The following is a 23,902-nucleotide window of genomic DNA, read 5'->3' on the forward strand; positions in this document are numbered from 1 at the left end:
GTTCCAGGTGCTGCAGATTTGCGCGAGGAGGATTCGCAGCGGCCTTGCGGCCGCAAGAGGCCCCCGCAGCGTAAATATGGAGTGCCTGGGGCAAGCTGAGCGGTCACCCCCACCCGCCAAAGAGCGGTCACCCACCCACCAACAAAACGTGGCACAATCGGGATGTGGCAATATCAAGTGAGCCTTTTGAATTTGACGCCGGTATGGCGGCCCCGGCGACGGTGTTGGTCACGCATGGTTTTACTGGAGACCCCGCCAGTATGCGGCCGTGGGGCGAGCATCTCCGTGCTGCTGGGTTTAACGTCGTTGCTCCGCTGCTTCCGGGCCATGGTGGGACCTGGCAGGATTTGTCCCGTACCGGCTGGGACGATTGGATGTCCGAGGTTGAGCAGGCTTTGAAACGGGCCGAGTCGTTCGGCCGTCCCGTCTTCGCCGCGGGTTTGTCCATGGGTGGGTCGTTGACCTTGCGTTTGGCCGAATTGCACCAGGAACGTCTGCGTGGTCTGGTTCTGGTCAATCCGGCAATCGTCGACAGCACACCGCATGGTTTTCTCACTCCCTTCATCCACCGTGTCGTACCGTCGGTTGGCTCGATCGGTTCCGATATCAAGAAGCCGGACAAGAGGGAGTCGACGACCGACCGTACTCCTCTGGCTTCCTATGCGTCACTACGCCGTGGTTGGAAGGCGACGCGACGCGATTTGGATCGGATTCACCTTCCGATGCGGATTTTTACCAGCGTGGACGATCACGTCGTGTCCCCGCGAAACAGCGCCGTCATTCGGTCCCAGGTGAGCTCCACCGATATTGTGTCCACCTCTCTACTGCACAGTTACCACGTAGCCACCCTTGACTGGGATGCGGAACTGATTTTCCGCCAAAGCGCGGAGTTCATCCGTGCGTACAGCTCGGACACCGATAGCGACAAGGAGTTGCAGAGTGGCTGACAGAGGTCATGACGATCACCTTGAGCCGGAAGAGGTCGATAAGCGCTTCCGGGAGATGGTCGACGGTTTGGACGAACCTGAGGCTCAAGAGAAGGAACAGGACCAGGACAAACCTCAGGTTTCTTCTCCTCCAGAGGAGAAAAAGGAGGAGCCGACGCTCTTGGAGCTGTGGGACGCGGAACTTCCCGACGATGAGGATGAGGATACGGAATACCGTGCGCCTGAGCCTCCGCCGGTTCCGTGGCCGTCCCTGCAGGCGATTGGGGGCGTGGTGTGTCTCGTCCTCGGCCTTGTCGCGATTTTCGCGCCCGGTCTGATTCCGTTCACCCAGACGGCGAGTCGTGCCATCGGGGTGGCGGTCTTCATTCTCGGAGTGGTCATGCTGATCAATCGGCTTCGTGACGAGCCGTCGGATGACGGCGAACGGGGAGACGGAGCGGTTGTTTTAAACCACGCCGTCACCTGTTCACCACGGCCACGGTGTTAGGACACCAGCCACGAGAGCACCGCGTCGACGGAGTTTTCGGCGACGGGCCCTTCGAACAGATCGGCTTTGCTTTGCGAGACGGTCAACGGTGTCGCTCCGTAGTGGCTGCTCAATTCCGTCATGGTCTTGTCGTGGAGTGACTCTTCGGTGGTCACGAAACACAGCGACGGTCCTCCGACCAGGTCGGGCAGCCGTTTGGGGATTCGAGTGGGGTTGAGCAGCACTACTGCAGCGGTGGGGTATCGGGATGCCGATTCCAAAACCGCGTCAGAAGCGTCGCCGAACGCCATGACGACCGCTTGATGCCGGAGCGATATCGCTGTCTGGACGATGTCGTGGCTTCGGGTGTCGATTCCGTTTGAGCGTACGTCCGCTGGTGTCTGTCCTTGCCCGCGTAGGTTCAGCGCCGCGCAATTGCGTCCTGCCGCCGCCAAACGCGGCAGCCAGAGTTTTTCACAGTCGCGCGCTTCATGTCCCGCATCGGGCACCAGGAGAATCGGAGTCGGATGAATGGGCTGGTCGTCGTAGTCCAGTGCGTCAGTCGGTTCAAGGCTGAGAACCTCCCTTTTGACAGAGGGTGGGGCTTCTTGCAGTCGCCGTTCATACCAACTGGCAAAGCTCATGCCGTGTTCTCCTCTTCTAGTGCCGCTATGATGCGTCCGAGGGACTGTAGGTATTTCTCTCCGTCCACAGCGAGGCTGTGACGTTGAGAGGTTCGTTGCGAAGATTCGGTTTGGTGACCGCTTTCGGCAACCACGGCTTGACGAAAGGCCACCGCGGTGTCGGGTTCACCCTGGCGTACTCGCAACCAGTGGGAAATGACGTGGCTCTGCCAGTGTGCGATGGGTAGCAGGGCACTGTCGGTCTCTACCGCACCCAGGAATGCCAAGGTCTCCGCTTCCGGAGAGAACATGTTGGCCAGCAGGCGCGGCTGGTCGCCTCCGAGCAGTTCGGGTGGGCACGGTTCCAGTCCGGCCTCGAATCCGGTGGCGCAGACGATGACATCGGCGTCGATGACATCGTCGTCGCTGAAACGCACGCGATTTCCTTCGATGGCGGTGATGTCGGGCCGCCGTTCGATCGCACCCTCTCCCACACTTTCCAGGTAGTGGGCATTGTAGATCGTCTCGAGAAGTTGAGGATGCTGCGGCGGAACCGCGCCGAGATGGCGTGCGACTTTGAGTTCCGGGGCGATGAGTCGTTTGTGTTTCCGCCGCGCCAACCAGCCCCAACGGTCCCAACGAGGGGTTCGCACGGCACGCAGACGGGCGATTTGAGCCGGTCGACCGTTGAGGTATTTGGGCAGGTAACGATAGGGGCGTCGCGTCGAATGGAGGCAACGACGTGTTAGCGGCGCCGCCAGACACGCGATATCGGTGCCTGATACTCCCCCACCGACGATGACGACGTTCTTGTTTTTCCATTTAGCCGGATCGCCGATGCGTGACGAATGCACGATCTCGCCCGGGAAGCTATCTTGTCCTGGTATTTCGGGGAGGAAGGGGATGCGGTGGTGGCCGGTCGCCAGAATCACCGCCCCGTAGCGCATACGGCGTTCGGGTTGGCCCGGGATCGTGGACTTCAGGAGAACGTCAAAGCGCGAACCTGAGGCCTTCTCAATACCCATGACTTGCGAACCGAACCAGATGTGGCCGGTGAGATCGAAGTGTTCCGCGTAGTCGCGGAGATAGGTCTCCATCTGCTCGGCACTGGGGAAATCCGGCCAATGATCGGGCATGGGGAAGTCGGGGATCTCCGTGAGATTCCGGGGAGTGGCGAGGTGTGTGTTCGGGTACAGGGGCGACCGCTGATTCTGCGCGTTCCACAGTCCCCCCACAACCGTGTCGCGTTCATAACAATCTACTTCAAAGCCGTTCTCTCGCAAGTTCTTGATTGCGATAAGCCCACAGGCGCCGGCACCTATCACACAGACGGCCTCGCGGCGATCGTACACGGATGCAGTGGTTTCGGACACGGGACGATTCCTTCACACGACACGAGTAGTCTGACTATACAAGCAGATTACCTTGAACGAAATTCGCCTCCGAGGGCAGTTCGCCGTCGTGTCCAGAGTACGGTCACTCCAGGTCGACCCCGTGATCCAACCTGAAGCACGCTGGATCGACCCGCACCCGATCGAACCGCTGGGTAATGCCTGTTGTGCGGTTCGAACGGGCGGAAGTCAGGTGTCCTTTTAGGTGCTTCCGGCCGTATCGGCCAGCATGCGCAGTCCTACGACGACGGCGTTGGCCAGCTTCCCCTGGCCCAGTTCGGCTTCCATGGAAAAGACCGCGAGAGCCGCCGAGCGATCCGGAATGCGTTCCCGAGCGGTCGCGCCGGTGACGATTTCCAGTTGCTTCTGTTCGGGGGATATGGCGATCAACACCGAAACGTCCGGGTTGGACAAACGGTCGTGCAGCTTTTCCGCGGTCTCACGAACCTGATCGCTGAGGTCCCCGACGTACACGCTGTAGTCGAGTCCGCCGCCGTGCTGCTGCGCATTGGTCAACACTTGGTCGATGTGCATCAGATCGGCGGTGTCGAAGGGGCCGTCCAAGGCTTGGTGAACGCCGCTTTCAGCGCTGGCGGTCGATTCCTTGGCGGCGGGCTCGATCTCGGTATTACCACTGGCCATGAGAGCCTCCCTTGGGGCCTTGACGCTCAGTCTCGCTGTCGCTGGGCGCGTTCACCTCGCTGTTTCCGGCTATGAACCACACTGGTTCAAAGTCGTATGGCTCCCCTGGGCGGTACTGCGCTTGCGAGCGTGGGTGACGCAGATATATCACGGCGAACACCGTGAGAGCCACCAGGATGGGGACGCCAAGAAATATCAATACCTGCTGGAAAATCGGCATGTTATTCCCCTACGTTTTGTTTGGGCGGAGGAACGGTTCGGTGTGGACTTATCGGTGCCGGTGTAGTTCTTTGACAGCTTATCGCAATCCGATGGGATCGGTTGTCGCGTCGATGAATGTACCGACTGCCCGGATTCTCTCCGAACGATGTTCCTATTTCGCAGCCTAATGGACCCGCCGGGTGACGGTGGCCCGTGTTAGGGGTTTAGCGTATTCCATCACCTGTGCGGATCGGCGGCCGTCGCACGTCGTGGTGCGGTCATTGTCAAGAGTCGCGTCGATCCGGTAGGGCGTTGCGCCATTCGGCCAGTTTCATCCGGCGTTCGTCCTCGCTGATTTTGGGACAGACGGGAGCGCAGTTGGTGCCACCGGGGACCTTGTAGCTCATACAGCAGGACTGACCCAGACCGACCGTCGCGCCTTCGTAGTGAACCCAACGTGGCCCTGGCGTCGGAAAGCTCGCTTCGGCCAGTGTCGCGTCCGCATCGGTGGAGGCGGCCACGGCGTCGTCTCCGAGTGCGGGCCTGGGTAGGAAGGCATCGGCGAAGGTGTCGGTCACATGCGCCCAGAGCGCCCGGTTTCCCAGCCGGGTGTGACGGCCGATCGACTCGACGAGATCGGCCCCGAGGGAGTGGACGTATTCGGCAAGCGCTTTACGGGCGGCGCTGCCGTCCAGTCGGCGGGCCGGGCCCCGGGAGAAGGACACGGCGTCGTACCAGCCGCTGGAGTGGAGGCGAACCGATATCGCTGCGGGGTCGTATTCGGGAAGCAGTCCGTGTTCGCGTACCGCCCACAGTGCGGGGCGGACATAGAGTCCGGTCATCCAGCCGATGAAGTAGGCGGCCGTGGTGTCTTCGGGGGCCTCTTCCGCCTCTCCGTATCGACTCATGTGTGTAGCCAACAGCGTGGAGCCGTTCGCAAAGAGTTCGGCGAGGGTGCGCCAGTGGTCGCCGTCGGCAGTGAGGACTCGTGGTCCGACATAGCCTGGCGATTGGAACAGGGTGTTGTCTATCCAAACCATCGAAATCAGGTTACATTACCCCTAGGGGGTATATCGGTTCGGGCGTCACGAGTCGTCTCAAGATCCTTTACGTACTGACGGCAGCGATACACCCGACGGTAGCGGGCTCTCAATTCCTGCTCCGCTTCGACGGATGCGTGCGCGAAGGTCGTGACCGGGGCGAGCGGAGGAGCGGGAGGTAGGCCGCTCTCGTCGTGCTCAATGTATACATGTAGGTACTCAAACTCAACGGTGAATCCGGCCGCCTCGTACCATGCGTTGGAGGCATCACCCCGGCGAGTCCACGCCTGGAGAAGCTCTGTGGACTCCAGCCGAGCCAGGGCGTCATCCAGGAGGGCCTCAGCGATCCCTCGCCGGCGATGGTCGGGATGGACGGCCAGGTCCTCGATCGTGGCTTCGCGCCCGGCCACGGAAACGTCGATCAGGCCCACGACACCGTCATCCCCAACGGCCACCAATTCGATGTCGACACCCGTCGGCTTGGTTGTCCGCACATCGTCGTAATACGAGGAGGTAAAGAAGGAGAGCAGACGGCAACGCAACCAATCTGCTTCATCAGCCCTACGATAGAGACGAACGTCATAATCGATCATTTCGGAGATGCTAGACCGTCGCAGTCCGGGCATCAATCCGTTTTCAGCCGTCCGGCCCTTCGGGCGCCAACGGCGATCATCGCACCAGGCTGAGCCAGGGCTCCCAGTTGGGATCGGTCGTCCGCCCGAGGCGAAGCCCCTGGATCTGCCACCGGCTCGGGGCTTTCGGGGTACGGGTCAGTCTCCATCCGATCTCGGACAGCAGACGGTCGCCCTTGCGCTGGTTACAGTGGGCACACGCGGCGACGACGTTGTCCCAGGAATGTGTGCCGCCACGGGAGCGGGGAATCACATGATCCAGCGTTTCGGCACCGTATCCGCAGTAAACGCAGGTCCATCCGTCGCGGATGAACACTCCACGCCGGGACGGGGAGGCCGACATCTGGTGCGGTACGTGCACGTACCGCTTGAGCCGAACTACGCTGGGAACCGGCAGGTCAAATGATTCACTGTGCAGGTAACCGTCTCCGGGGGTGACGGTGACGGCTTTGTTCGTGAGCAGAAGAACGGCCGCTCGCCGAACCGATACGATACACAGTGGTTCATAGCTCTGATTGAGCACCAATGAACTGGAGAGGTGGGTTGTCGTCCTATGTCGAGGTCGCATCATATTCGGTGTCCTCTCTCGGTCGAGACGACTCAATTTTGACCTATATCTCAATTGAATGCATCCCGGTTTAGGGTCGATGGGGATTAAGTTTTGATTTTTTCGTCGACTCCTGGGCCGCCGGTCGCTCCTGCCACCGTTTTTACGCATATTATCAAGTACTTATCATAAAAGAGGTATCGATGTCTTCAATTGCCGCTGAGGCCGATGGCTCGCCGTGTGAGCCAGGTGTGACGGCGTGCCATTTCGTTTGGGACCTCACCGAAAGCGAGAAATGGAGCTCCATTCTCGGTGGAATCTTGGATAAGACGCTGCAAGTCGTCGTCGTCCTACTGATTGCCGTCATCGCCCGTTCTCTACTGAATCGCGCGATGGCGAAGCTGATCGACAAGATGACCGCCGCCAATGAAGCGAAGCGCGCGGCGGAGTGGAATAAGCTCCTCGACCGGAACGGTCCGTCCCGACGGTCGCAACTGGTCGGCGACCGTTCCCAGCAACGCGCCGCCACCCTGAAATCGGTCATGCAGTACATCGTTTCCGTCGTGGTGTACGTCACCGCCCTCCTGATCATTCTGGCCCAGTTGGGACTGCAGATCGGCCCCTTGCTCGCCAGCGCGGGTGTGGTCGGTTTGGCCATTGGTTTCGGTGCGCAAAACCTCGTCAAGGACTACGTCAGCGGGATTTTCATGCTGCTGGAGGATCAGTACGGCCTGGGAGACTGGGTCAACGTCGGTGACGCGGAAGGAACCGTCGAGGACATGGGTCTGCGCACGACGACGTTGCGCGACCTCGGCGGCACCCTGTGGTACGTCCGCAACGGCGAAATCCTTCGCGTGGGCAACTCCTCCCAGAGCTGGGCGTACGTGGTCGTCGACATCCCTCTCTCGCCTTCGGTGAACATCGAAGAGTCGTCGCAGGTGATCATGAACGCCACCCGCAATGTGGTCACCGACCCGCACTGGCAGGAATACGTACTGACCGACCCCGAATATCTCGGTGTACAGAACCTGACGGTCGACGAAGTCACCATCCGTATTGGACTGCGTTCGGTAAGCGACCAACAGTGGGCGCTGGGTCGTGAACTTCGTCGCCGGATCGGCGATGAACTCCACGAGGCGGGCATCAGTCAGGAAATGACGACCAACCGGGTCTTCGTTCCGCGCCGACAGCAGTAAAGTCGATCGTGGCGGGTGGAATCGATTCCACCCGCCACGGCCTCTACCGGTCGATTCGCTTGTGTGACGCTCGTTTCGTCAAGGTGTGACTCCGGTCAGATCGCTTTTGTTTTCCTTGAGTTATTGGCACGATGGGTTACATGGCTACCTCCGACAAGGCACATTCCACCGGCGCACAGTCGGCGACCAGCTCCATGCCCACCAACAGCCCCGCCCAGGGCACCATTCCTCTCCGGCGCGCCACCCCGTCGAACACCCCCGGACCGGAACAAAGCTTCTACACCCTCGTGGGCGGATCAGAGACCTTCGAAAAGCTCTCCCACGCCTTTTACGACCGGGTCAAGGACGAACCGCTCCTGATCCAGTACTACGACCCCAACGATCTGGACGGTGCGGCCCGTCGCCTCCAGTTGTTCCTGGAACAGTATTGGGGCGGCCCCCACACCTATCAGGAGGAACGTGGCCATCCCCGTCTGCGGATGCGGCACGCCTCCTTCCGTATCGGAATCGCCGAACGCGACGCCTGGCTCAACTGCATGCGGGGCGCCATGGACGCCGTTCAACTTGACCCCGAACACGACCGGATCATGTGGGACTACATGGTCCGTGCCGCTGATTTCCTCCGCAACGTACAGGAATAACGCACCGGCGATCAGCCCGAGCAAAATCCGTTCGCGTCCCGGCGGACTCAAGACGTATCCTAGGGACTTGTCATGTCCGAATCACAGAACCGCACCGCCTCACGTCCCGAGTCGCACCGCCGGAGCCTCCGCTCCCGTATCGCTGAGTTGCGCACCTCCGACCAACGCCACCTGCGTGGAAAGCTTCGCTCTGCGCGCGACAAGAAGGGCGCCGAACGCGCCGCCGCCTTCGAAGAGCTGACCACGGAGATCGACGTGCGCCACGAGGCGCTGCAACGTCGCTACGACGGTCGTCCCAAGGTGGACTACCCCGCTGAACTTCCGGTGTCAGAGCACCGCGATGAGATCGCCGAGGCGATCGCCGAGAATCAAGTCGTCATCATCGCCGGAGAAACCGGCTCGGGTAAGACGACCCAGATCCCCAAGATCTGTCTGGAGCTCGGGCGCGGCGTACGCGGAATGATCGGGCATACGCAGCCACGTCGTATCGCCGCCCGGTCGGTGGCCGACCGTATCGCCGATGAACTCGACTCGCCGCTGGGCGAAGCGGTGGGTTGGAAGGTTCGCTTCACCGACCAGGTCTCGGATCATTCCTACATTAAGCTGATGACCGACGGCATCCTGCTGACCGAACTGCAGCACGACCGGATGCTCTCCGCCTACGACACGATCATCATCGACGAGGCACACGAACGCAGCCTCAACATCGACTTCATCCTCGGTTGCCTCAAACAACTGCTTCCCAAGCGCCCCGACCTCAAGGTCATCGTCACCTCCGCGACCATCGACCCCGACCGATTCGCACATCATTTCGCCGATGCCGACGGTCGCCCGGCGCCCGTGCTGGAAGTGTCCGGACGAACGTACCCGGTGGAGATTCGCTACCGGCCCCTGGTCGACGAAGACGAGGACGGCAAAGACCAGGCCGAGGGTATCCTGCAGGCGGTACGCGAACTCCACAGCGAAGGCGACGGCGACATTCTGGTCTTTCTCTCGGGAGAACAGGAAATACGCGACACCGCCGACGTGCTCAACCGGGCCAAACTGCCTCACACCGAAGTTCTCCCCCTCTTCGCGAGACTGTCGGCAGCCGAACAGAATCGGATCTTCCGTTCCCATACCGGGCGACGCATTGTACTGTCCACCAACGTCGCGGAGACCTCGCTGACCGTTCCCGGAATCCGCTATGTCATCGATACCGGTAACGCACGTATCTCGCGATATTCGGCCCGCACCAAGGTGCAACGCCTTCCGATCGAACCGATCAGTCAAGCCAGCGCGAATCAGCGTGCCGGACGGTCCGGTCGAGTTGCCGAAGGTATCTGTATCCGGCTGTATTCGGAAGACGATTTCCTCGCTCGCCCCGAGTTCACAGACGCCGAAATCCTAAGAACCAACCTCGCCAGTGTCATTTTGCAGATGACGGCGGCCCGACTGGGGAACGTGGAGTCGTTTCCGTTCGTCGACGCTCCCGACGCCCGCAATATCAAAGACGGCATGGAACTGCTGACCGAACTGGGGGCCTTCTCCCCCGGTAAGACTAGGCAACCCAAGCTCACCGCCACCGGTAAGCAGCTGTCCCGACTGCCCATCGATCCACGCTTGGCTCGCATGATCATCGCCGCGGTCGATCAGGGCGCGGTCCACGAGGTCACGGTCATCGCCACCGCTCTATCGATTCAAGACCCCCGCGAACGCCCGATGGACAAAAAGGGCGCCGCCGACGCGTCCCATGAACGATTCGCCGATCCCGAGAGCGATTTCCAGGCCTTCCTCAACCTATGGAAATACCTGGAGAAACAACGTAAGGCCTTGTCTAACAGCGCCTTCCGTCGCATGTGTAAACGCGAGTTCCTGCATTATCTACGTATACGCGAGTGGCAGGACCTCTATCGTCAAGTGAGTGCGTCTCTCAAGAACCTCAACATCTCCACCAAACCCACGAACCCCAGCCCGACGCCTGACCGTCTCCATACGTCGATTCTTGCGGGGCTTCTGTCCCATATCGGGGTCAAGGAGGCCGACAAGCGCGAATACCAAGGCGCTCGCGGGGCGAAGTTCGCGATCTTCCCGGGTTCCGGACTGTTCAAAAAGCAACCGCGCTGGGCCATGGCCGCCGAACTGGTGGAAACCAGCCGCCTGTGGGGACGCGTCTGCGCCAAAATCGAACCCGAATGGGTGGAACCTCTCGCGTCTCACCTGTTGAAACGTACGTACTCCGAACCTCATTGGTCGAAGAAGTCTCAAGCGGTCCTCGCCTACGAACGTGTAACGCTGTACGGCGTTCCGATCGTGCCGCGCCGCGCGGTGAATTACGGGCGCATCGACCCGGCGGTCAGCCGCGACCTGTTCATCCGCCACGCACTTGTCCAGGGAGAATGGGAAACCCATCACTCCTTTTTCCAACATAACCGCGAGCTCGTGTCCGACGTCGAAGACTTGGAAAACCGGGTGAGACGCCGCGATCTACTCGCCGACGAGCAGACGCTGTACGAATTCTACGACCGCCGCCTACCCGGCCACATCGTCTCCGGACGTCATTTCGACAGCTGGTGGAAGAAACAAAAGGACAAGCGATTCCTGGAGTTCAGCCGAGATCTGCTCGTCGCCGACCGAGACGAAGGCATCGACACCGAGGCCTATCCGAACGTTTGGACAAGCGAAGGAATCGACCTCCCGCTCGATTACGTCTTCGAACCCGGCTCGGCAGACGACGGAGTCAGCGTCGACATCCCCCTGGATGCCCTCGGCCAGGTCAACAACGACCGTTTCAGCTGGCACGTACCGGGCATGCGCGCTCAGGTCGCCGAAGCGTTCATCAAATCGCTGCCCAAATCCCTACGACGCAATTTCGTTCCCGTACCTGATTTCGCCAAAGCGGCCGTCGCACGCATGACCGTCAGCGACGACCGCCCGTTCTCCGCGTCCCTGGCCGAGACCCTCCGCTCAATGACCGGCATCACCGTTCCCGAAGACTCCTTCGACATCAGCAAAATCCCCGGCCACCTCCAGATCACCTTCCGCATTGTCGATCAGGACGGCCGCCGGGTCGCCGCAGGCAAAGATTTGGCAGCGCTACAAACGCAATTGGCGCCCAAAACCGAAGAGGTAGCCGTCGAAGCGACACCTCAGCTCGATCGCACCGGACTCACCACCTGGGACTTTGACGGCCTCCCCCAGGTCCACGAGATACCCCGCAAGGGCTACACGGCCAAAACATATCCGGCGCTCACCGACGAGGGCAGCAGCGTCGGCGTGAAGAGCTTTGCCGATCCGGGTAAACAAGCCGCGTCCATGTGGGCGGGTACCCGCCGCCTCCTTCTCCTCAACACCCCCAACCCCCACGTCCAAGAGGCTCTCACCAAACGCGAACAACTTCTCTTGTCCGCCGGGCCGTACGACTCAATGGAATCGCTGATCAACGATGCTCTCCGCATCGTTCTGGACAAGATTCTGGTAGAAAACGGCGGCCCCGCATGGGACGGAGAGGCCTTCGCACAACTGCTAAAACAGAGCCGCCTACACCTGGCCTCCGACGCGGTGACCGTCGCTCGCAAAGCGGCTGCGGCGATCGAAGTCTCACGCCAGGCACGAGAGCACCTCGAAGGGAAATTCGACTTCGAGCTCCTCGCCTCCGTCAGCGATATGAGAATCCAGCTGGACGAACTCATCGGATCAGCCGGATTCCTCCGAAGCATCGGATGGTGGCGGCTCGACGACCTCAAACGCTATATCACCGCCATCGTACGAAGAGCGGAGAAACTCCCCTCCGACATCGCCGGCGATATCTCCAAAATGGAAATCGTTCACGACCTGGACGAAGAACGTCACTCACTGGCCCGAGCCCGGCCGGCGGCCCTACGCACCGCGCAAGGACAGGAAATCCGCTGGATGCTACAGGAACTGCGCGTCAGCTTCTTCGCACAACAGTTGGGCACCCGCTATCAGGTCAGCGAAAAACGAGTCCGCAAGGCCCTACGGGCGCTCTAAACCGGAAGCCCTGGACATCCGGGAACCGGATAGCGAGATATCGCCCACAGTCGACATTGGTTTGGGACGATGAGGACGTTCCCCTCGGGCGGATGACAGAAAGGTTGTCAGCCAATGCGAATACGATCCGCCATCGTTGGGGCGCTCGCGGCCGTGATGTCAGGGCTCTTGGCCATGTCCGCGACCACCGCACAGGCCCAGAATCCCGCGATCCCCACCGACGGTTGGGATCATTCATCCGCCTGGGCATGGACGACCGACACTCACACGTCCTCGCTGACAGAAGAGGTCGAATCGCTTCTCTCCCAGGAACTACCGGATCTCAGTTTCTCAGCGAACTTCAACGCGCATCGTGCCCAATTTCCGACCAACATGGCCGACGATCGCGTCTCTTACATGCGCCTCTTCTATGGCGACTGGGACGTCGTGGAGCGGTCCGAAGGCATATCCGTTTTCACCGTCCTTCCCGGAGGGTGGCGGACCGGCATCAATCGGGGAGAATGGGACTCCAGCTATCTTATCGACTGTCCCGCGTTCGACTATATTCGTGAATGCAAAGAGGGTTGGGAAGGCGACCGCCAGTACGCTCTGGTCGTCAGCGACTGGCATATCCAGAAAGTCCACTTTCTACCGGACGGGTCGGCGGTTTCGATCGTTTGGTATACGACCGGACTGACCGACTTGCAAGCCACCACCGACGACGTTTCCGCACTTCTCGAAAAGATCGGCACCGGATCGGTGTGGACCGCATGGATGGACGACGAATGCGACTGCGCCGCCACTCAAACCGAGCCGCAACCCGAATCGGTCGGCTTCCAGTACCTGGATCGGAACTAAAATCCAAGACCCAGTCCAGGTGGGCCAGGTGGAAACGATCCACTTGGACGGCAACCGCCGCATCTGTTAGCGGCGGCAGAGCTGCCTATACCGTCAGAAAACTCGATTACCATGAATGCCCCGACGAAACTGGCGAGCTTCGAACGACGTGTAGAAGCGGTAGAGCTGGAGGGGAGCTCAGGTTGTTCCAGGTGCTGCAGATTTGCGCGAGGAGGATTCGTTGCGACCTTCAGGTCGTGAGAATCCCCCACAGCGTAAAGATGTAGTGCCTGGGGCAAGCTGAGCGGTCACCTCCCCAACACCGTGCGGATGGTATCTTCCGCTTCTTCGTTGCAGACGAAAACCAGTTCGTCTTTGGCTTCCAAGGTGTCGGCCGGGGTCGGCGCGATGACTCGTGCTCCCCGGAGGATGGCGACCAGTGCCGCGTCTCCCGGGAGCTGCAGGTCATCCACCGTTGATCCGACCAAGGGATTGTTGGCAGCGAGGGTGAACTCCACCAGGTTCGCTTGGGATTGGCGGAAGGTCATCAAGCGGACCAAGTCGCCGACGCTGACGGCCTCCTCGACCAACGCCGCCAAGAGGCGTGGTTTGGAGACGGACACGTCGACGCCCCATTCTTGATTGAACAGCCATTCGTTCTCGGCTCGATTGACCCGGGCCACGACACGTGGCACGGCGAACTCGGTTTTGGCGAGTAGGCTGACCACCAGGTTGACTTTGTCGTCTCCGGTTGCCGCTACGGTGACGTCACAGGTTTCCAGGGCCGCCTGTTGCAGGCTTTCCAATTCGCAGGCGTCGGCCAACATCCATTCGGCTTCGGGAACGCGTTCGGGTTTCAGCATGGACCGGCGTTGTTCCACGAGCAGGACTTGGTGGCCGTTCTCGACCAGTTCGGCGGCGATCGACCGTCCGACGTTTCCCGCTCCGGCAATGGCGACTCTCACGATTCCCCACCTTTCGTACGCGGTGACTGTTGGGCGATCGCTTCCACATGTGCCGCGTCGTAGTCTCCCACGAAAAGGAACACCTTGTCTCCGTCCTGCAGCATCATCGACTGTGTAGGCAGCGTGGCTTTGCCGAAGCGTTGTATATACGACACGCGATGACCGGTGGCGGCTTCCAAATCGGCGATCGGCAGTCCGATCCAGTCTTCGTGAAAGGAGAGTTCGACGAGTGACAGGGTGGCGGACGGGTCGCGCCATACCGGCCCCTGTTCTTCGGGGAGCAATTGCCGTAGGAGACGGTCGGCCGTCCAACGGACGGTCGCGATGGTGGGGATTCCCAGTCGTTCGAAAACCAGGGCCCGTTTTGAGTCGTAAATGCGAGCAACGACGTTTTCGACGCCGAAATGTTCCCGTGCGACGCGGGTAGCGATGATATTCGAGTTATCGCCGGATGAGACGGCCACAAACGCGTCTGCCCGCCCGACGCCCGCCTTCGCCAGGACTTCACGATCGAAGCCGTTGCCACGTACTGTGATTTGGTCGAAGTCAGGGCCCAGCCTTTGAAAAGCGCTCGGGTCTTTGTCAATGATGGCGACACTATGGTCGCGGTCGGCCAGACTACGGGCCAGACCGGCCCCCACCCGGCCACAACCCAAAATCACCACATGCAAGTCAAGTCCTCCATTAACCGTGCTAAAAAGTGCCCATCCGGTGTTGTCACGTCAAGATTAACGGTTAACCTACATGTCGTGGCCCGCTCCCTATCAATGTTCAAACGACTTATTGTCGGAATGCCGTTCACCAGCGACAGGGACAGTTCCCTGACGCTGTCCAAGCGCTACGCCATTCCGCTGTTGGCGGTCAATCCGATATCGTCGCTCGCGTACGCGCCGGAGCAGATCTTCTTGGTGTTGGCGATCGCCGGGTCGGCGGCCTACGCCTTCACCGTATGGATCGGCCTGGCGGTGGCGTTGGTGATGCTGAGTGTCATCGCCTCATATCGCTATACCGTGCGCGCCTATCCCGGCGGTGGCGGCGATTATCGCGTGGTAAGCGCCAATTTCGGCCCCGGAGCGGGCTATTTGGCGTCGGCCGCTCAGGTACTGGACTATGTGCTGACCGTGGCGGTGTCAACGGCCGCGGCCGTGACGAACTTCGCCGTCATCTGGCCCGCCTTGCGCGATTACCGGGAAGTGGCCTGCGTGGTCATCATCGTGGCACTAATGGCCTTCAACCTGCGCGGGTGGCGGGTGTCCGGAAAACTGGCCGCACCGATCACAATACTGTTCCTGATCGCCATCGTCGCCATCATCGTCGTCGGACTGACGCGGATCGCCATGGGAGATCAGTTGCAACCGGCGTCGGCGGGTTACACCGCACGTGGGGAGGCCACCGAATGGTCGTCGGCGGCGCTGTTGTTGCTCTCGGCACGAGCCTTCGCCTCCGGTTCGGTGGCGGTGTCCGGCATCGAAACCTTCACTACACGAGTGTCGTTCTTTCGGCCGCCACGCGGTCGAAACGCCGCGATCGCATTGGCCACTGTGGGGATTGCTACCGTGGCACTGTTCATCGGCCTGGTCGTGCTGGCTTTTCTGGTGGGTGCGCAACAGTCGTCCGATCCGCATTCGCAGTTGGCCGGACTCCCTGAGAGCTATGTACAACCCAGCCTCATTGGACAGTTGTCCGAATCGGTGTTCAGTCATCGTGAATGGCTGGTCAACCTCTCCATGTTCGCCGTTGGCGGGGTGCTGATCTTGGCGGCCAATACGGCCTTCGTAGGGTTTCCCCGGCTCGCGTCGGTTCTCGCCTCCGATTCACTGCTGCCACGTCAACTGCACAAACGCGGTGATCGCATGGTGTTTTCGAACGGCATCATTCTCCTCGCCGTTACCGCCGCCGCACTCACCACGATCTTCGGTGGGTCGGCCTACCGTTTGATCGCCTTGTACGTGGTGGGAGTCTTCCTGTCCATCGTGCTCACCAATGCCGCCATGGTCCGCCACTGGAATCGCCTCCTCACCGTGGAGCGCGATCCGCACCGTCGCCGTCGATCGAAGCGAGCGCGTGCGGTCGCCATGCTGGCGTGCACCGTCTGCGCGCTCGTCCTATCGATCGTGACGCTGGCGGAGTTCCAGCGTGGTTCGTGGATCGCGTTGGTGATCATCGCCGCCAATGTGGCTCTCATGTGGTTTATCTCGCGCCATTACGGTGAGGTCGCCGAGGAGCTCGCACTTCCCACCGGGAAAGGCCGTAAACCCGCTCGTAACCACGCTGTAGTGCTGATTTCCAATCTCAATCGTCCCGCGCTACGCATGCTCACCTATGCCCAAACCACGCGCCCCGATACCTTGACGGCGTTGACTGTTAATGTGGACGCGGTGGCGACCCGCCATTTGGTGGCCGAATGGGAACGTCGCCGTATCAAGGTGCCCATGACAGTGATCGATTCGCCGTATCGGGAAATCACCGGACCGATTGTCGATTACGTCAAGAAGATCCGACGTGAAGCGCCACGCGACGTGGTGACCGTTTACCTACCTGAATACGTCGTGGGTCATTGGTATGAGCGCATCCTGCACAATCAATCCGCTAAGCGCATTCGTTCCCGGCTGCGCTATGAGCCGGGCGTTATGGTCACCACGGTTCCGTGGCAGCTGGCTTCCAGTGAAAACCGTGACCTGGACCGACTTGATTCACAAATCCGAGGGAGAAGACGTTGATCATTACCGTAGAGGACATTGCCGCCGGAGGGCACTGTATAGCCCGAGTCGATGGCGATGTGTACTTCATACGCCACGCTCTTCCTGGAGAAAAGGTGCGCATCAAGGAATTGGAGCGTAAGAAGAACATCGTCTTCGCCGATGCGGTGGAAATCATCGAAGCCTCGGCCGACCGCGTGACTCCGCCGTGTCGTTGGGCCGGCCCGGGACGCTGCGGTGGTTGCGATTTCCAGCATGTCGATCCGGCGGCTCAGCGCACCCTCAAGTCGCGCGTCCTGGTTGAGCAGCTGACGCGCCTGGGTAAGTTCGACATGGAGTTGCTTGACCGGCTCGCCACCGCGGAGGACCGTTCCCAGGTGACGGTCGAGGAGCTTCCGGGTGGGGCCCTGCATTGGCGGACGCGCATGCAGTATGCCGTGGGCAAGGACGGGCGTCCGGGTTTGCGTTCGCACCGGTCGAAAAACATCGTCCACATCGATGAGTGCCTGTTGGCTTCGGACGCCATCGCCGAGTCCGATATTCTGGATAAGAAATGGTTCCGCGCGAACGCACGGCGTGCGCACGGGCGCCGCGACAACCTTATCGGCGCTGTGGGCGTCGTCGAATCCGATGCGGAGGAGCTCAGCGTCTTCACGCAACGGAGTCGCACCTCAGCGCCTCGATTGGTGGAGGGACCCAAGCGGGTCCACCAGCGGGTCGGCGACGAGGAGTTCGAACTCGACTATGACGGTTTCTGGCAGGTTCACCCGCACGCCGCCGACACCTTCCGCACTTGCGTCCTCGACTTCCTGCAACCGCAAGCGGGAGAAGCCGCCTGGGATCTCTATGCCGGTGCCGGGCTCTACGCGACCGGACTGGCGGACGCGGTAGGCGATACCGGCCGGGTCGTCGCGGTCGAGAACAGCGCTCAGGCTCATACCGTCGCCAATCTCCAAGATTTCCCCAATGCCGGGGCGATCGTCGGCGACGTTGGCGACACCGTGGAGGCCCTGGGCAGCGTCGATCTTGTGGTTCTCGACCCCACACGCGCGGGCGCGGGTCGCGAGGTCATGGAAGGTATTGCTCAAGCGGGACCGCGGGCGATCTGCTACGTCGCCTGTGACGCGGCGGCACTGGCACGCGATGCCCGGACGCTGGTTGACCTGGGTTGGGAGTTCAGCCGGATGCGCGCCTTCGACGCTTTTCCGATGACTCAGCACTTCGAGACGATCGCTCTATTCGAAAAGACCGAATAATGACCGTTCGATAGTACATGGTTTTGTGAATTCACAACATCATGTACTATCGAATCATGGATACGATCGACAACGAATCCAAGGGCAACGCCCTGGCCAAACTTGGCTACGTCCTCTCCGATTCCACGCGCACCCGGATACTGCTGGCCCTCCTCGAGGAACCGTCCTACCCCTCTGAACTGGCCGAACATCTCGACATTTCCCGACAGCGTCTTTCCAACCACCTGGCGTGCCTCAAAGGCTGTGGACTGGTCACCAGCACCCCGGAGGGGCGTCGCACCCGATACGAACTTGCCGATCCGCGTTTGACGCGTGGGCTCAACAATCTCGTCAACCTCAGCTTGAGCATCGACCCCGAAGCCTGCGCGACAACCAACGAGCTGGATTGCTGCTAATGACACATCTCGATACAATGGAATCTCCGCGCCGTCGGAAACTGACGAGAATCGTGCGCCTCTGTGTCGGGATGACCATCTCGTACAACCTCATCGAGGCGATCGTGGCCATTAGCGCCGGTGCCATCGCCTCATCCACCGCTCTCATCGGTTTCGGAATCGACTCGCTCGTCGAAGTCAGCTCCGCCGCGGCGGTCGCCTGGCAGTTCTCCGCCTCCACCCCCGAACGGAGGGAAGCTCGGGAACGCACCGCTCTGCGCCTGATCACCTTCGCATTCGTGGCTTTGGCGGCCTACCTGGTCATCGATTCGACACGGGTTCTATGGTCGGGGAACGAACCCGACCACTCCACCGTCGGTATCGTATTGGCGGCCTTGTCGCTGGTGATCATGCCGGTCTTGGCGTTGACGCAACGGCGGGCCGGTCAACGGTTGGGTTCGGCCAGCGCGGTAGCGGATTCCCGCCAAACTCTCCTGTGCTCCTACCTGTCGGCGATCGTTTTGGTGGGTCTACTCGCCAACTCGGTACTGGGCTGGTGGTGGGCCGATCCTCTGGCGGCTCTGGCGATCGCGGGACTGGCTCTCAAAGAGGCCCGAGAGACGTGGAAGGGCGACGGCTGCTGTGCGACGCCGTCGCCCCTGTCACAGGTCGAAGATCACGACGAGCAGCAGGAAGAACCCTGCTCTTGCTGCTGAGTGGGTTTACGGCCGATGGTCGGCATACCGAGGCTGACCCCCGACAGCTTCGGTTTCCGGCCGGCCTCCCACGAATCACCCGCTGAAGTGCGGCGCACATCGTTGACCCCGCTGTCGGCCACCAGATGGTGCGGAGCGCCGTACGTAACGGTCGTCCAAACGACGTCCCCGGGACGTATGCCCTCCGCATTATCGGTGATCGCCTCTCCCGTCTGCGTGACCTTGAAGTGCACCAGGCGTCCGTCGCGAGCGCGCCCGGACATGCGTCCGTTCTTCGCGTCCTTTCGTCCGTCGCCCACGGTCACCAGAACTTCGACTTCGGTGCCTTCCAGCTTCTGGTTCTCCTCCCACGAGATCCGTTCCTGCAAAGCAACGAGACGTTCGTAGCGTTCCTGCACGACGTGCTTGGGGATCTGGTCGTCCATCTCCCCGGCCGGAGTGCCGGGACGAATCGAGTATTGGAAGGTAAAGGCGCTGGAAAAACGAGCTTTCTCAACTACGTTCAGGGTTTCCTGAAAGTCCTCTTCGGTCTCTCCGGGGAATCCGACGATGATATCGGTGGTGATAGCGGCGTCAGGCATCGCTTCACGCACTTTATCCAGAATGTTGAGGAACTTCGAGCTTCGGTAGGAGCGACGCATGTCCTTCAAGACCTTGTCGGAACCGGACTGGAGCGGCATGTGCAGGGAATGGCATACGTTCGGCGTTTCGGCCATCGCCGCGATCACGTCGTCGGTGAAGTTACGCGGGTGTGGACTGGTGAATCGTACGCGGTCCAACCCTTCGATCTCGCCGCAGGACCGGAGGAGTTTCCCGAAGGCGTACTTGTCGCCGAATTCGACGCCGTAGGTGTTGACGTTCTGGCCTAGGAGCGTGACCTCGGAAACGCCTTCATCGGCCAGTGCCTGAACTTCGGCCAGAATCTCGCCCGGGCGACGGTCCTTCTCCTTCCCGCGCAAGCTGGGAACGATACAGAAGGTGCAGGTGTTGTTGCAGCCGACCGAAATCGACACCCATCCGGAGTACGTCGATTCACGCTTGGTGGGCAGCGTCGACGGGAACGTCTCCAGCGCCTCAAGGATCTCCACCTCGGCGGCCTGGTTGTGGCGGGCGCGTTCCAAGAGGGTGGGGAGGGACCCGATGTTGTGCGTGCCGAACACCGCGTCGACCCAGGGGGCCCGTTTCACGATTTCGCCCCGGTCCTTCTGGGCCAGGCAACCGCCGACGGCGATTTGCATGTCGGGATTGGCCTGCTTCTTCGGGCGCAGCTGCCCCAGGTTGCCGTACAGACGGTTATCGGCGTTTTCCCGCACCGCGCAGGTATTGAACACCACTACGTCCGGGGAATCGGCTCCTTCCGCGGCCGGGACGTAACCGGCTTCTTCAAGAAGGCCGCCGATCCGTTCGGAATCGTGGACGTTCATCTGGCACCCAAGGGTGCGCACTTCGTAGGTCTTTGTAGCTATCTCCTGCGTGGTCACCCGTCCAGGATAAACGCGCGCCATATTACATGCAAAAGCCGTCGGCGTTGTGGATCTGCGTTCACATCCACCGGTTGGGCATCGAACAGGCGGGCACATCACGCCAGACGGAGTCCGTCTACATTTCCGTTATGCACATCACTTGTTCGATGTCGTCTCCATGCACGGGGAGAGAAAAGTGGGCGTCTTCGCATGAATCGGTGTAGTCATCGAGCAACTCGTCAAAACGATCTATCACCTCAGGAAGCTGTATGAATCGATCAACCTGTGCATATGCGGCCTCCGATTCACATGATACCGAATAGCCCCACATATCCATGTCGCGCTCGATGCAATCGCCCGCATCCGGATAAATTGGAGTAAATCCGTCCGCATCCGGTTTATCGAGAGCGCGAAGACACAGAACCGTCTCGATCTCACCGGTCTCGGCCCCACTGATCAAAAAACTGTCACGCCAGGCTTCACCGGGTACATAGCGATCGTATTCGGCACCGCACGCCTCTTCAGCTGCAGCGACGATTTCCTGCTCGGACGTGTCGTGATAGCCGGACCCTTTGAGGTCTACCTTGTCCTCCAAGCGGTAGAAGGCATCATCGCCATCGCACGGGATGGACGGTTCAAATTTCGCTCCATTCCAAACCGGCCCAAACGGGATACAGTCACCGATCTCATACCTGTGAATATTCAGATCCTCCTCGGCTCCCAGAGCGGAGACGTCCGTATTGGCCTCGTATGGATCATTGGGATTTTTCACGGCAACGGACAAGCCGATGGAAATAAGTGCCAGCACCGCGACTATTGCCGCCGTACCGCCCAGAATCCCGGCGACCGTCCACAGCACCCTGCGTATCCGATTCCTAGGCGCCTGGAGTGACGTCTGGCCGCAGGAGGGAGCCACGCGCACCGATGCCGATCGCCTAGCCGCTGGAGCATCCTCATTAGACAAATATGACGGCGGCCGGTCGGGGGTCTTACGATTCATGATTTAGCAATTTCTATATTGTATGTATCATACTAAACGGAACTATTCGCCATGGAACACCAACGCGAACAATGGCTGTCACGTTCGATCCTGCTGGAATCCGCTCCGGTGAACACACGTCTATAATTACATATCGCCGAATTCCAGTATCGAGTAATTCTCACTTTAATGACATTGACGACCTGCCAGGCCACGAACGCCCGTACATTGCTACTAAAAACGCCCGCCTCTCGGATTTCGATCCGACAGGCGGGCGTAGCGAAGCGTCTAGAGTCGCGTTAGAGCTCGGTAATACACATGACTTGAATGATCTCGGATCCGCGTGCGAGTGCGTGATACAGACCCGTGCATTCAGCGTATTCGGCCGCTTCCTCTTCACTGGTCATCGGGTCGGGTAGATCGCTGAACGTGTCGACCCGCATATCCGCCAGATCCGATTCGCAGTCGACGGTAAAACGCCATTTATTGCTGTCAAAACAATCACCTTCACCGGGAACCGCGGGAACGTAGCCGTCCGCATCGGCCTTGTCAATCGCTTGTAGACAGAGGACGATTTCAACTTCGTTCGTCTCCTGGTCGTAGGCGTACGTTCCATCGAGCCACGTCCGACCCGCATTGAATTTGCCGTACTCTTCGCCGCATACGTCAGCGACGACTTCTACACCGGTTTCATCGACGGAAGCGTCATATCCTTGACCTTCCACATCAACGTTCGACGTGACCTCATAAAAGGCGTTGTCGTCATCGCAAGGGATCGCTTCCTCAAATTCCCGATCCCCTTCCACAGGAGCGGCGGGAATGCAATCACCGGCACTGTAACCGTCGATGACACTGTCCTCTCCGGAATTGAACAGTGAAGCGATCCAGCCCTTGGCTAGAATGACGACGATTGCCAGTGCGACGGCTCCACCGATCCCGGCGAGCTTAGCGCCCATCTTCTTTTTGGCGGGGGCGGTATCGTTCGCTTCAAGGGGCTGCTGATGACCCGGATTCGACTCTCCGGACACCTGTTCGTCAGACGAATCCTCAGTGGGCTGCTGGGGTTCATGGGGTTTCTGGGGCTGGTCGGCCACAATCGCACCTTTTCTCAATAGGGCATATGTTGAATACGAGGGCATGCTCCTCAAGAAGGTCCGCATCGCCACGTTGACGACATCGAACACTCCTGTGTGAACACCTGTACTATAATGACCGATCCAATACGTGCTACCGGAAAGACCCCATACCCGGATATGAAATATGCCCCGGAACGAAAGACAATCACCACTCTTCACGTCGGGGGCATGCCGCCGGGGCCGACCAATAAATCAGCTCCCGGTGAAAAACAAGCTACAGTTCTGATACGCACATGACCTGAGTAATCTCGTCATTCTGCGGAGCAAGCGGGTAATAGATGCCTTCACACCCGGCAGATTCAGCGGCCGCCTCCTCCGTGGCCGCCGGCGATGGCAGGTCAACGAAGGCATCGACACGCATGTCGGCCAGGTCGGAATCGCATCCGAGAGTGTAACGCCACTTAGTACTGTCGAAACAGTCGCCTTCACCGGGGAATGTGGGAACGTAACCGTCGGCGTCCGGCTTGTCTATAGCACGCAAACAAAGGATTCGTTCGATGTCGTTGGACAGTTGGTCGTATACGTAATAGCCTTCGTACCAGCCTTCACCTGGGTTGAAAACGCCATATTGGGAACCGCAGACGTCGACGATGGCTTCCATCCCGCTCGCCTCAGTGGAGGCGTCATAACCCTCACCCTTGACTCCGACATTATCCGTAATCTCATAGAAGGCCGTATCGTCGTCGCAGGGAAGGGCCTCATCGAACTCGGCCGTTCCGTTGACGGGTGCGGACGGAATACAGTCACCCGCACCATAGTCACCAATGAAGTCCTCCTCGCCCGCGGCCAAGGTATCCGAGTTTTCCGTGTCAAAATCGGTCTTATCGACGTCGACCAACGATGCGGCCCAGCCTTTGATCACAAAACCGACGGCCACTAGAGCGACGACAGCACCGACGGCACCAAGCGTAATCCACAGCGACTTCTTTGACGACGACGGTGGCTGTGGCGGGACATTGTACTGTTGGGGAGGTGCCGGGTACTGCCCCGGCATCTGATGCTGGTTCGGCATCCCCTGTTGAGGCCCTTGGGGTTGCTGATAACTCACGGTCACACCTTTTTCATCTGTGCAATTGACATAATCAAAGCTGTATTCACTACGAAGTGCCGGACCCTCACACTGACAATGTCGAACACTCCTGTGTGAACACCTGTACTATAATGACCGATCCAATATGCGCC

Annotated in this window: 23 protein-coding genes; 10 read left to right on the forward strand and 13 right to left on the reverse strand. The window is 60.0% G+C overall.

Going from position 1 to position 23,902, the window contains the following annotated elements; all coding sequences use genetic code 11:
- Positions 1-164 precede the first annotated feature (164 nt).
- Positions 165-947: an alpha/beta hydrolase gene (locus tag HALAL_RS0100200; protein ID WP_025272054.1), complete on the forward strand. Its 783-nt coding sequence runs from the start codon at positions 165-167 to the stop codon at positions 945-947.
- The gene (locus tag HALAL_RS17160; RefSeq protein WP_025272055.1) at positions 940-1,434 is read left to right on the forward strand and encodes a DUF308 domain-containing protein; all 495 of its coding nucleotides are present in this window, start codon (positions 940-942) and stop codon (positions 1,432-1,434) included. Before HALAL_RS0100200 ends, HALAL_RS17160 begins: the two co-directional genes overlap by 8 nt.
- On the opposite strand, the gene HALAL_RS17165 is transcribed toward HALAL_RS17160, so the two are convergent.
- The 7 genes from HALAL_RS17165 to HALAL_RS0100240 all read right to left on the reverse strand — a co-directional run bounded on the left by HALAL_RS17165 (position 1,431) and on the right by HALAL_RS0100240 (position 6,513).
- Complete coding sequence (locus HALAL_RS17165; protein WP_025272056.1) at positions 1,431-2,057, reverse strand: hypothetical protein; 627 nt, start codon at positions 2,055-2,057, stop codon at positions 1,431-1,433. The two genes, HALAL_RS17160 and HALAL_RS17165, sit on opposite strands and share 4 nt — an antisense overlap.
- Positions 2,054-3,409: a flavin-containing monooxygenase gene (locus HALAL_RS0100215; RefSeq protein WP_025272057.1), complete on the reverse strand. Its 1,356-nt coding sequence runs from the start codon at positions 3,407-3,409 to the stop codon at positions 2,054-2,056. The genes HALAL_RS17165 and HALAL_RS0100215 overlap by 4 nt, the downstream gene beginning before the upstream one ends.
- 219 nt (positions 3,410-3,628) lie before the next feature.
- Positions 3,629-4,069, reverse strand: a complete 441-nt coding sequence (locus HALAL_RS0100220) for a DUF5130 family protein (RefSeq protein WP_029767105.1) — start codon at positions 4,067-4,069, stop codon at positions 3,629-3,631.
- The gene (gene ctaJ / locus HALAL_RS19550; protein WP_025272059.1) at positions 4,056-4,289 is read right to left on the reverse strand and encodes an aa3-type cytochrome oxidase subunit CtaJ; all 234 of its coding nucleotides are present in this window, start codon (positions 4,287-4,289) and stop codon (positions 4,056-4,058) included. Before ctaJ ends, HALAL_RS0100220 begins: the two co-directional genes overlap by 14 nt.
- 265 nt (positions 4,290-4,554) lie before the next feature.
- Entirely contained in the window at positions 4,555-5,310 is a 756-nt protein-coding gene (locus HALAL_RS0100230) for a (2Fe-2S)-binding protein (RefSeq protein ID WP_025272060.1), read from the reverse strand.
- 5 nt (positions 5,311-5,315) lie between these two features.
- Positions 5,316-5,903: a GNAT family N-acetyltransferase gene (locus HALAL_RS0100235; protein ID WP_211240401.1), complete on the reverse strand. Its 588-nt coding sequence runs from the start codon at positions 5,901-5,903 to the stop codon at positions 5,316-5,318.
- Between the two features lie 76 nt (positions 5,904-5,979).
- Complete coding sequence (locus HALAL_RS0100240; RefSeq protein ID WP_211240402.1) at positions 5,980-6,513, reverse strand: HNH endonuclease; 534 nt, start codon at positions 6,511-6,513, stop codon at positions 5,980-5,982.
- A 179-nt stretch (positions 6,514-6,692) separates the two neighbouring features.
- Between HALAL_RS0100240 and HALAL_RS0100245 the strand changes: the two genes are divergently transcribed.
- From HALAL_RS0100245 to HALAL_RS0100260, 4 genes are all read left to right on the forward strand, one after another.
- Positions 6,693-7,685 carry a mechanosensitive ion channel family protein gene (locus HALAL_RS0100245; protein WP_025272063.1) on the forward strand — a complete coding sequence of 331 codons (993 nt, stop codon included), beginning with the start codon at positions 6,693-6,695 and terminating at the stop codon, positions 7,683-7,685.
- A gap of 194 nt (positions 7,686-7,879) precedes the next feature.
- A complete protein-coding gene (locus HALAL_RS0100250; RefSeq protein WP_025272064.1) occupies positions 7,880-8,326 on the forward strand; it encodes a globin in 447 nt (148 codons plus the stop codon).
- A 72-nt stretch (positions 8,327-8,398) separates the two neighbouring features.
- A complete protein-coding gene (hrpA, locus tag HALAL_RS0100255) occupies positions 8,399-12,316 on the forward strand; it encodes an ATP-dependent RNA helicase HrpA (protein ID WP_025272065.1) in 3,918 nt (1,305 codons plus the stop codon).
- Between the two features lie 114 nt (positions 12,317-12,430).
- Positions 12,431-13,153, forward strand: a complete 723-nt coding sequence (locus HALAL_RS0100260) for a hypothetical protein (protein ID WP_025272066.1) — start codon at positions 12,431-12,433, stop codon at positions 13,151-13,153.
- A gap of 287 nt (positions 13,154-13,440) precedes the next feature.
- Here the strand turns inward: HALAL_RS0100260 and HALAL_RS0100265 are convergent, their stop codons facing one another.
- Both HALAL_RS0100265 and HALAL_RS0100270 read right to left on the reverse strand, forming a co-directional pair.
- Positions 13,441-14,097 (reverse strand): potassium channel family protein, encoded by a 657-nt coding sequence (locus tag HALAL_RS0100265; protein WP_025272067.1) that lies wholly within the window; start codon positions 14,095-14,097, stop codon positions 13,441-13,443.
- Positions 14,094-14,768 (reverse strand): NAD-binding protein, encoded by a 675-nt coding sequence (locus tag HALAL_RS0100270; RefSeq protein WP_035534263.1) that lies wholly within the window; start codon positions 14,766-14,768, stop codon positions 14,094-14,096. The genes HALAL_RS0100265 and HALAL_RS0100270 overlap by 4 nt, the downstream gene beginning before the upstream one ends.
- A gap of 78 nt (positions 14,769-14,846) precedes the next feature.
- Between HALAL_RS0100270 and HALAL_RS0100275 the strand changes: the two genes are divergently transcribed.
- Genes HALAL_RS0100275 through HALAL_RS0100290 form a run of 4 tightly spaced genes read left to right on the forward strand, consistent with a single transcriptional unit; the run spans position 14,847 to position 19,142 of the window.
- The gene (locus HALAL_RS0100275; RefSeq protein WP_025272069.1) at positions 14,847-16,817 is read left to right on the forward strand and encodes an APC family permease; all 1,971 of its coding nucleotides are present in this window, start codon (positions 14,847-14,849) and stop codon (positions 16,815-16,817) included.
- On the forward strand, positions 16,814-18,052 hold the full coding sequence (locus tag HALAL_RS0100280) for a class I SAM-dependent RNA methyltransferase (protein WP_025272070.1): 1,239 nt from the start codon (positions 16,814-16,816) through the stop codon (positions 18,050-18,052). The genes HALAL_RS0100275 and HALAL_RS0100280 overlap by 4 nt, the downstream gene beginning before the upstream one ends.
- A 56-nt stretch (positions 18,053-18,108) precedes the next feature.
- Positions 18,109-18,447, forward strand: coding sequence for an ArsR/SmtB family transcription factor (locus tag HALAL_RS0100285; protein WP_025272071.1), 339 nt, complete (start codon positions 18,109-18,111; stop codon positions 18,445-18,447).
- Positions 18,447-19,142 (forward strand): cation efflux transmembrane domain-containing protein, encoded by a 696-nt coding sequence (locus HALAL_RS0100290; RefSeq protein WP_025272072.1) that lies wholly within the window; start codon positions 18,447-18,449, stop codon positions 19,140-19,142. The genes HALAL_RS0100285 and HALAL_RS0100290 overlap by 1 nt, the downstream gene beginning before the upstream one ends.
- On the opposite strand, the gene miaB is transcribed toward HALAL_RS0100290, so the two are convergent.
- From miaB to HALAL_RS0100310, 4 genes are all read right to left on the reverse strand, one after another.
- Positions 19,103-20,647, reverse strand: coding sequence for a tRNA (N6-isopentenyl adenosine(37)-C2)-methylthiotransferase MiaB (gene miaB, locus HALAL_RS0100295; RefSeq protein ID WP_051462614.1), 1,545 nt, complete (start codon positions 20,645-20,647; stop codon positions 19,103-19,105). The two genes, HALAL_RS0100290 and miaB, sit on opposite strands and share 40 nt — an antisense overlap.
- A gap of 94 nt (positions 20,648-20,741) precedes the next feature.
- On the reverse strand, positions 20,742-21,464 hold the full coding sequence (locus HALAL_RS0100300) for a hypothetical protein (protein WP_025272074.1): 723 nt from the start codon (positions 21,462-21,464) through the stop codon (positions 20,742-20,744).
- Between the two features lie 419 nt (positions 21,465-21,883).
- Complete coding sequence (locus HALAL_RS0100305) at positions 21,884-22,678, reverse strand: hypothetical protein (protein ID WP_025272075.1); 795 nt, start codon at positions 22,676-22,678, stop codon at positions 21,884-21,886.
- Between the two features lie 256 nt (positions 22,679-22,934).
- A complete protein-coding gene (locus tag HALAL_RS0100310) occupies positions 22,935-23,768 on the reverse strand; it encodes a hypothetical protein (protein ID WP_156937537.1) in 834 nt (277 codons plus the stop codon).
- Positions 23,769-23,902: the final 134 nt, after the last annotated feature.

The organism is Haloglycomyces albus DSM 45210 (assembly GCF_000527155.1).
GTDB classification, from domain to species: Bacteria; Actinomycetota; Actinomycetes; order Mycobacteriales; family Micromonosporaceae; genus Haloglycomyces; species Haloglycomyces albus.

Coding starts and splice junctions, on each gene's coding strand:
- HALAL_RS0100240 (WP_211240402.1), bottom strand. CDS start 6,513: ATGATGCGACCTCGACATAGGACGACAACCCACCTCTCCAGTTCATTG.
- ctaJ (WP_025272059.1), bottom strand. CDS start 4,289: ATGCCGATTTTCCAGCAGGTATTGATATTTCTTGGCGTCCCCATCCTG.
- HALAL_RS0100220 (WP_029767105.1), bottom strand. CDS start 4,069: ATGGCCAGTGGTAATACCGAGATCGAGCCCGCCGCCAAGGAATCGACC.
- HALAL_RS0100230 (WP_025272060.1), bottom strand. CDS start 5,310: ATGGTTTGGATAGACAACACCCTGTTCCAATCGCCAGGCTATGTCGGA.
- miaB (WP_051462614.1), bottom strand. CDS start 20,647: ATGGCGCGCGTTTATCCTGGACGGGTGACCACGCAGGAGATAGCTACA.
- HALAL_RS0100250 (WP_025272064.1), top strand. CDS start 7,880: ATGCCCACCAACAGCCCCGCCCAGGGCACCATTCCTCTCCGGCGCGCC.
- hrpA (WP_025272065.1), top strand. CDS start 8,399: ATGTCCGAATCACAGAACCGCACCGCCTCACGTCCCGAGTCGCACCGC.
- HALAL_RS0100245 (WP_025272063.1), top strand. CDS start 6,693: ATGTCTTCAATTGCCGCTGAGGCCGATGGCTCGCCGTGTGAGCCAGGT.
- HALAL_RS0100260 (WP_025272066.1), top strand. CDS start 12,431: ATGCGAATACGATCCGCCATCGTTGGGGCGCTCGCGGCCGTGATGTCA.
- HALAL_RS0100235 (WP_211240401.1), bottom strand. CDS start 5,903: ATGATCGATTATGACGTTCGTCTCTATCGTAGGGCTGATGAAGCAGAT.
- HALAL_RS0100285 (WP_025272071.1), top strand. CDS start 18,109: ATGGATACGATCGACAACGAATCCAAGGGCAACGCCCTGGCCAAACTT.
- HALAL_RS17165 (WP_025272056.1), bottom strand. CDS start 2,057: ATGAGCTTTGCCAGTTGGTATGAACGGCGACTGCAAGAAGCCCCACCC.
- HALAL_RS0100290 (WP_025272072.1), top strand. CDS start 18,447: ATGACACATCTCGATACAATGGAATCTCCGCGCCGTCGGAAACTGACG.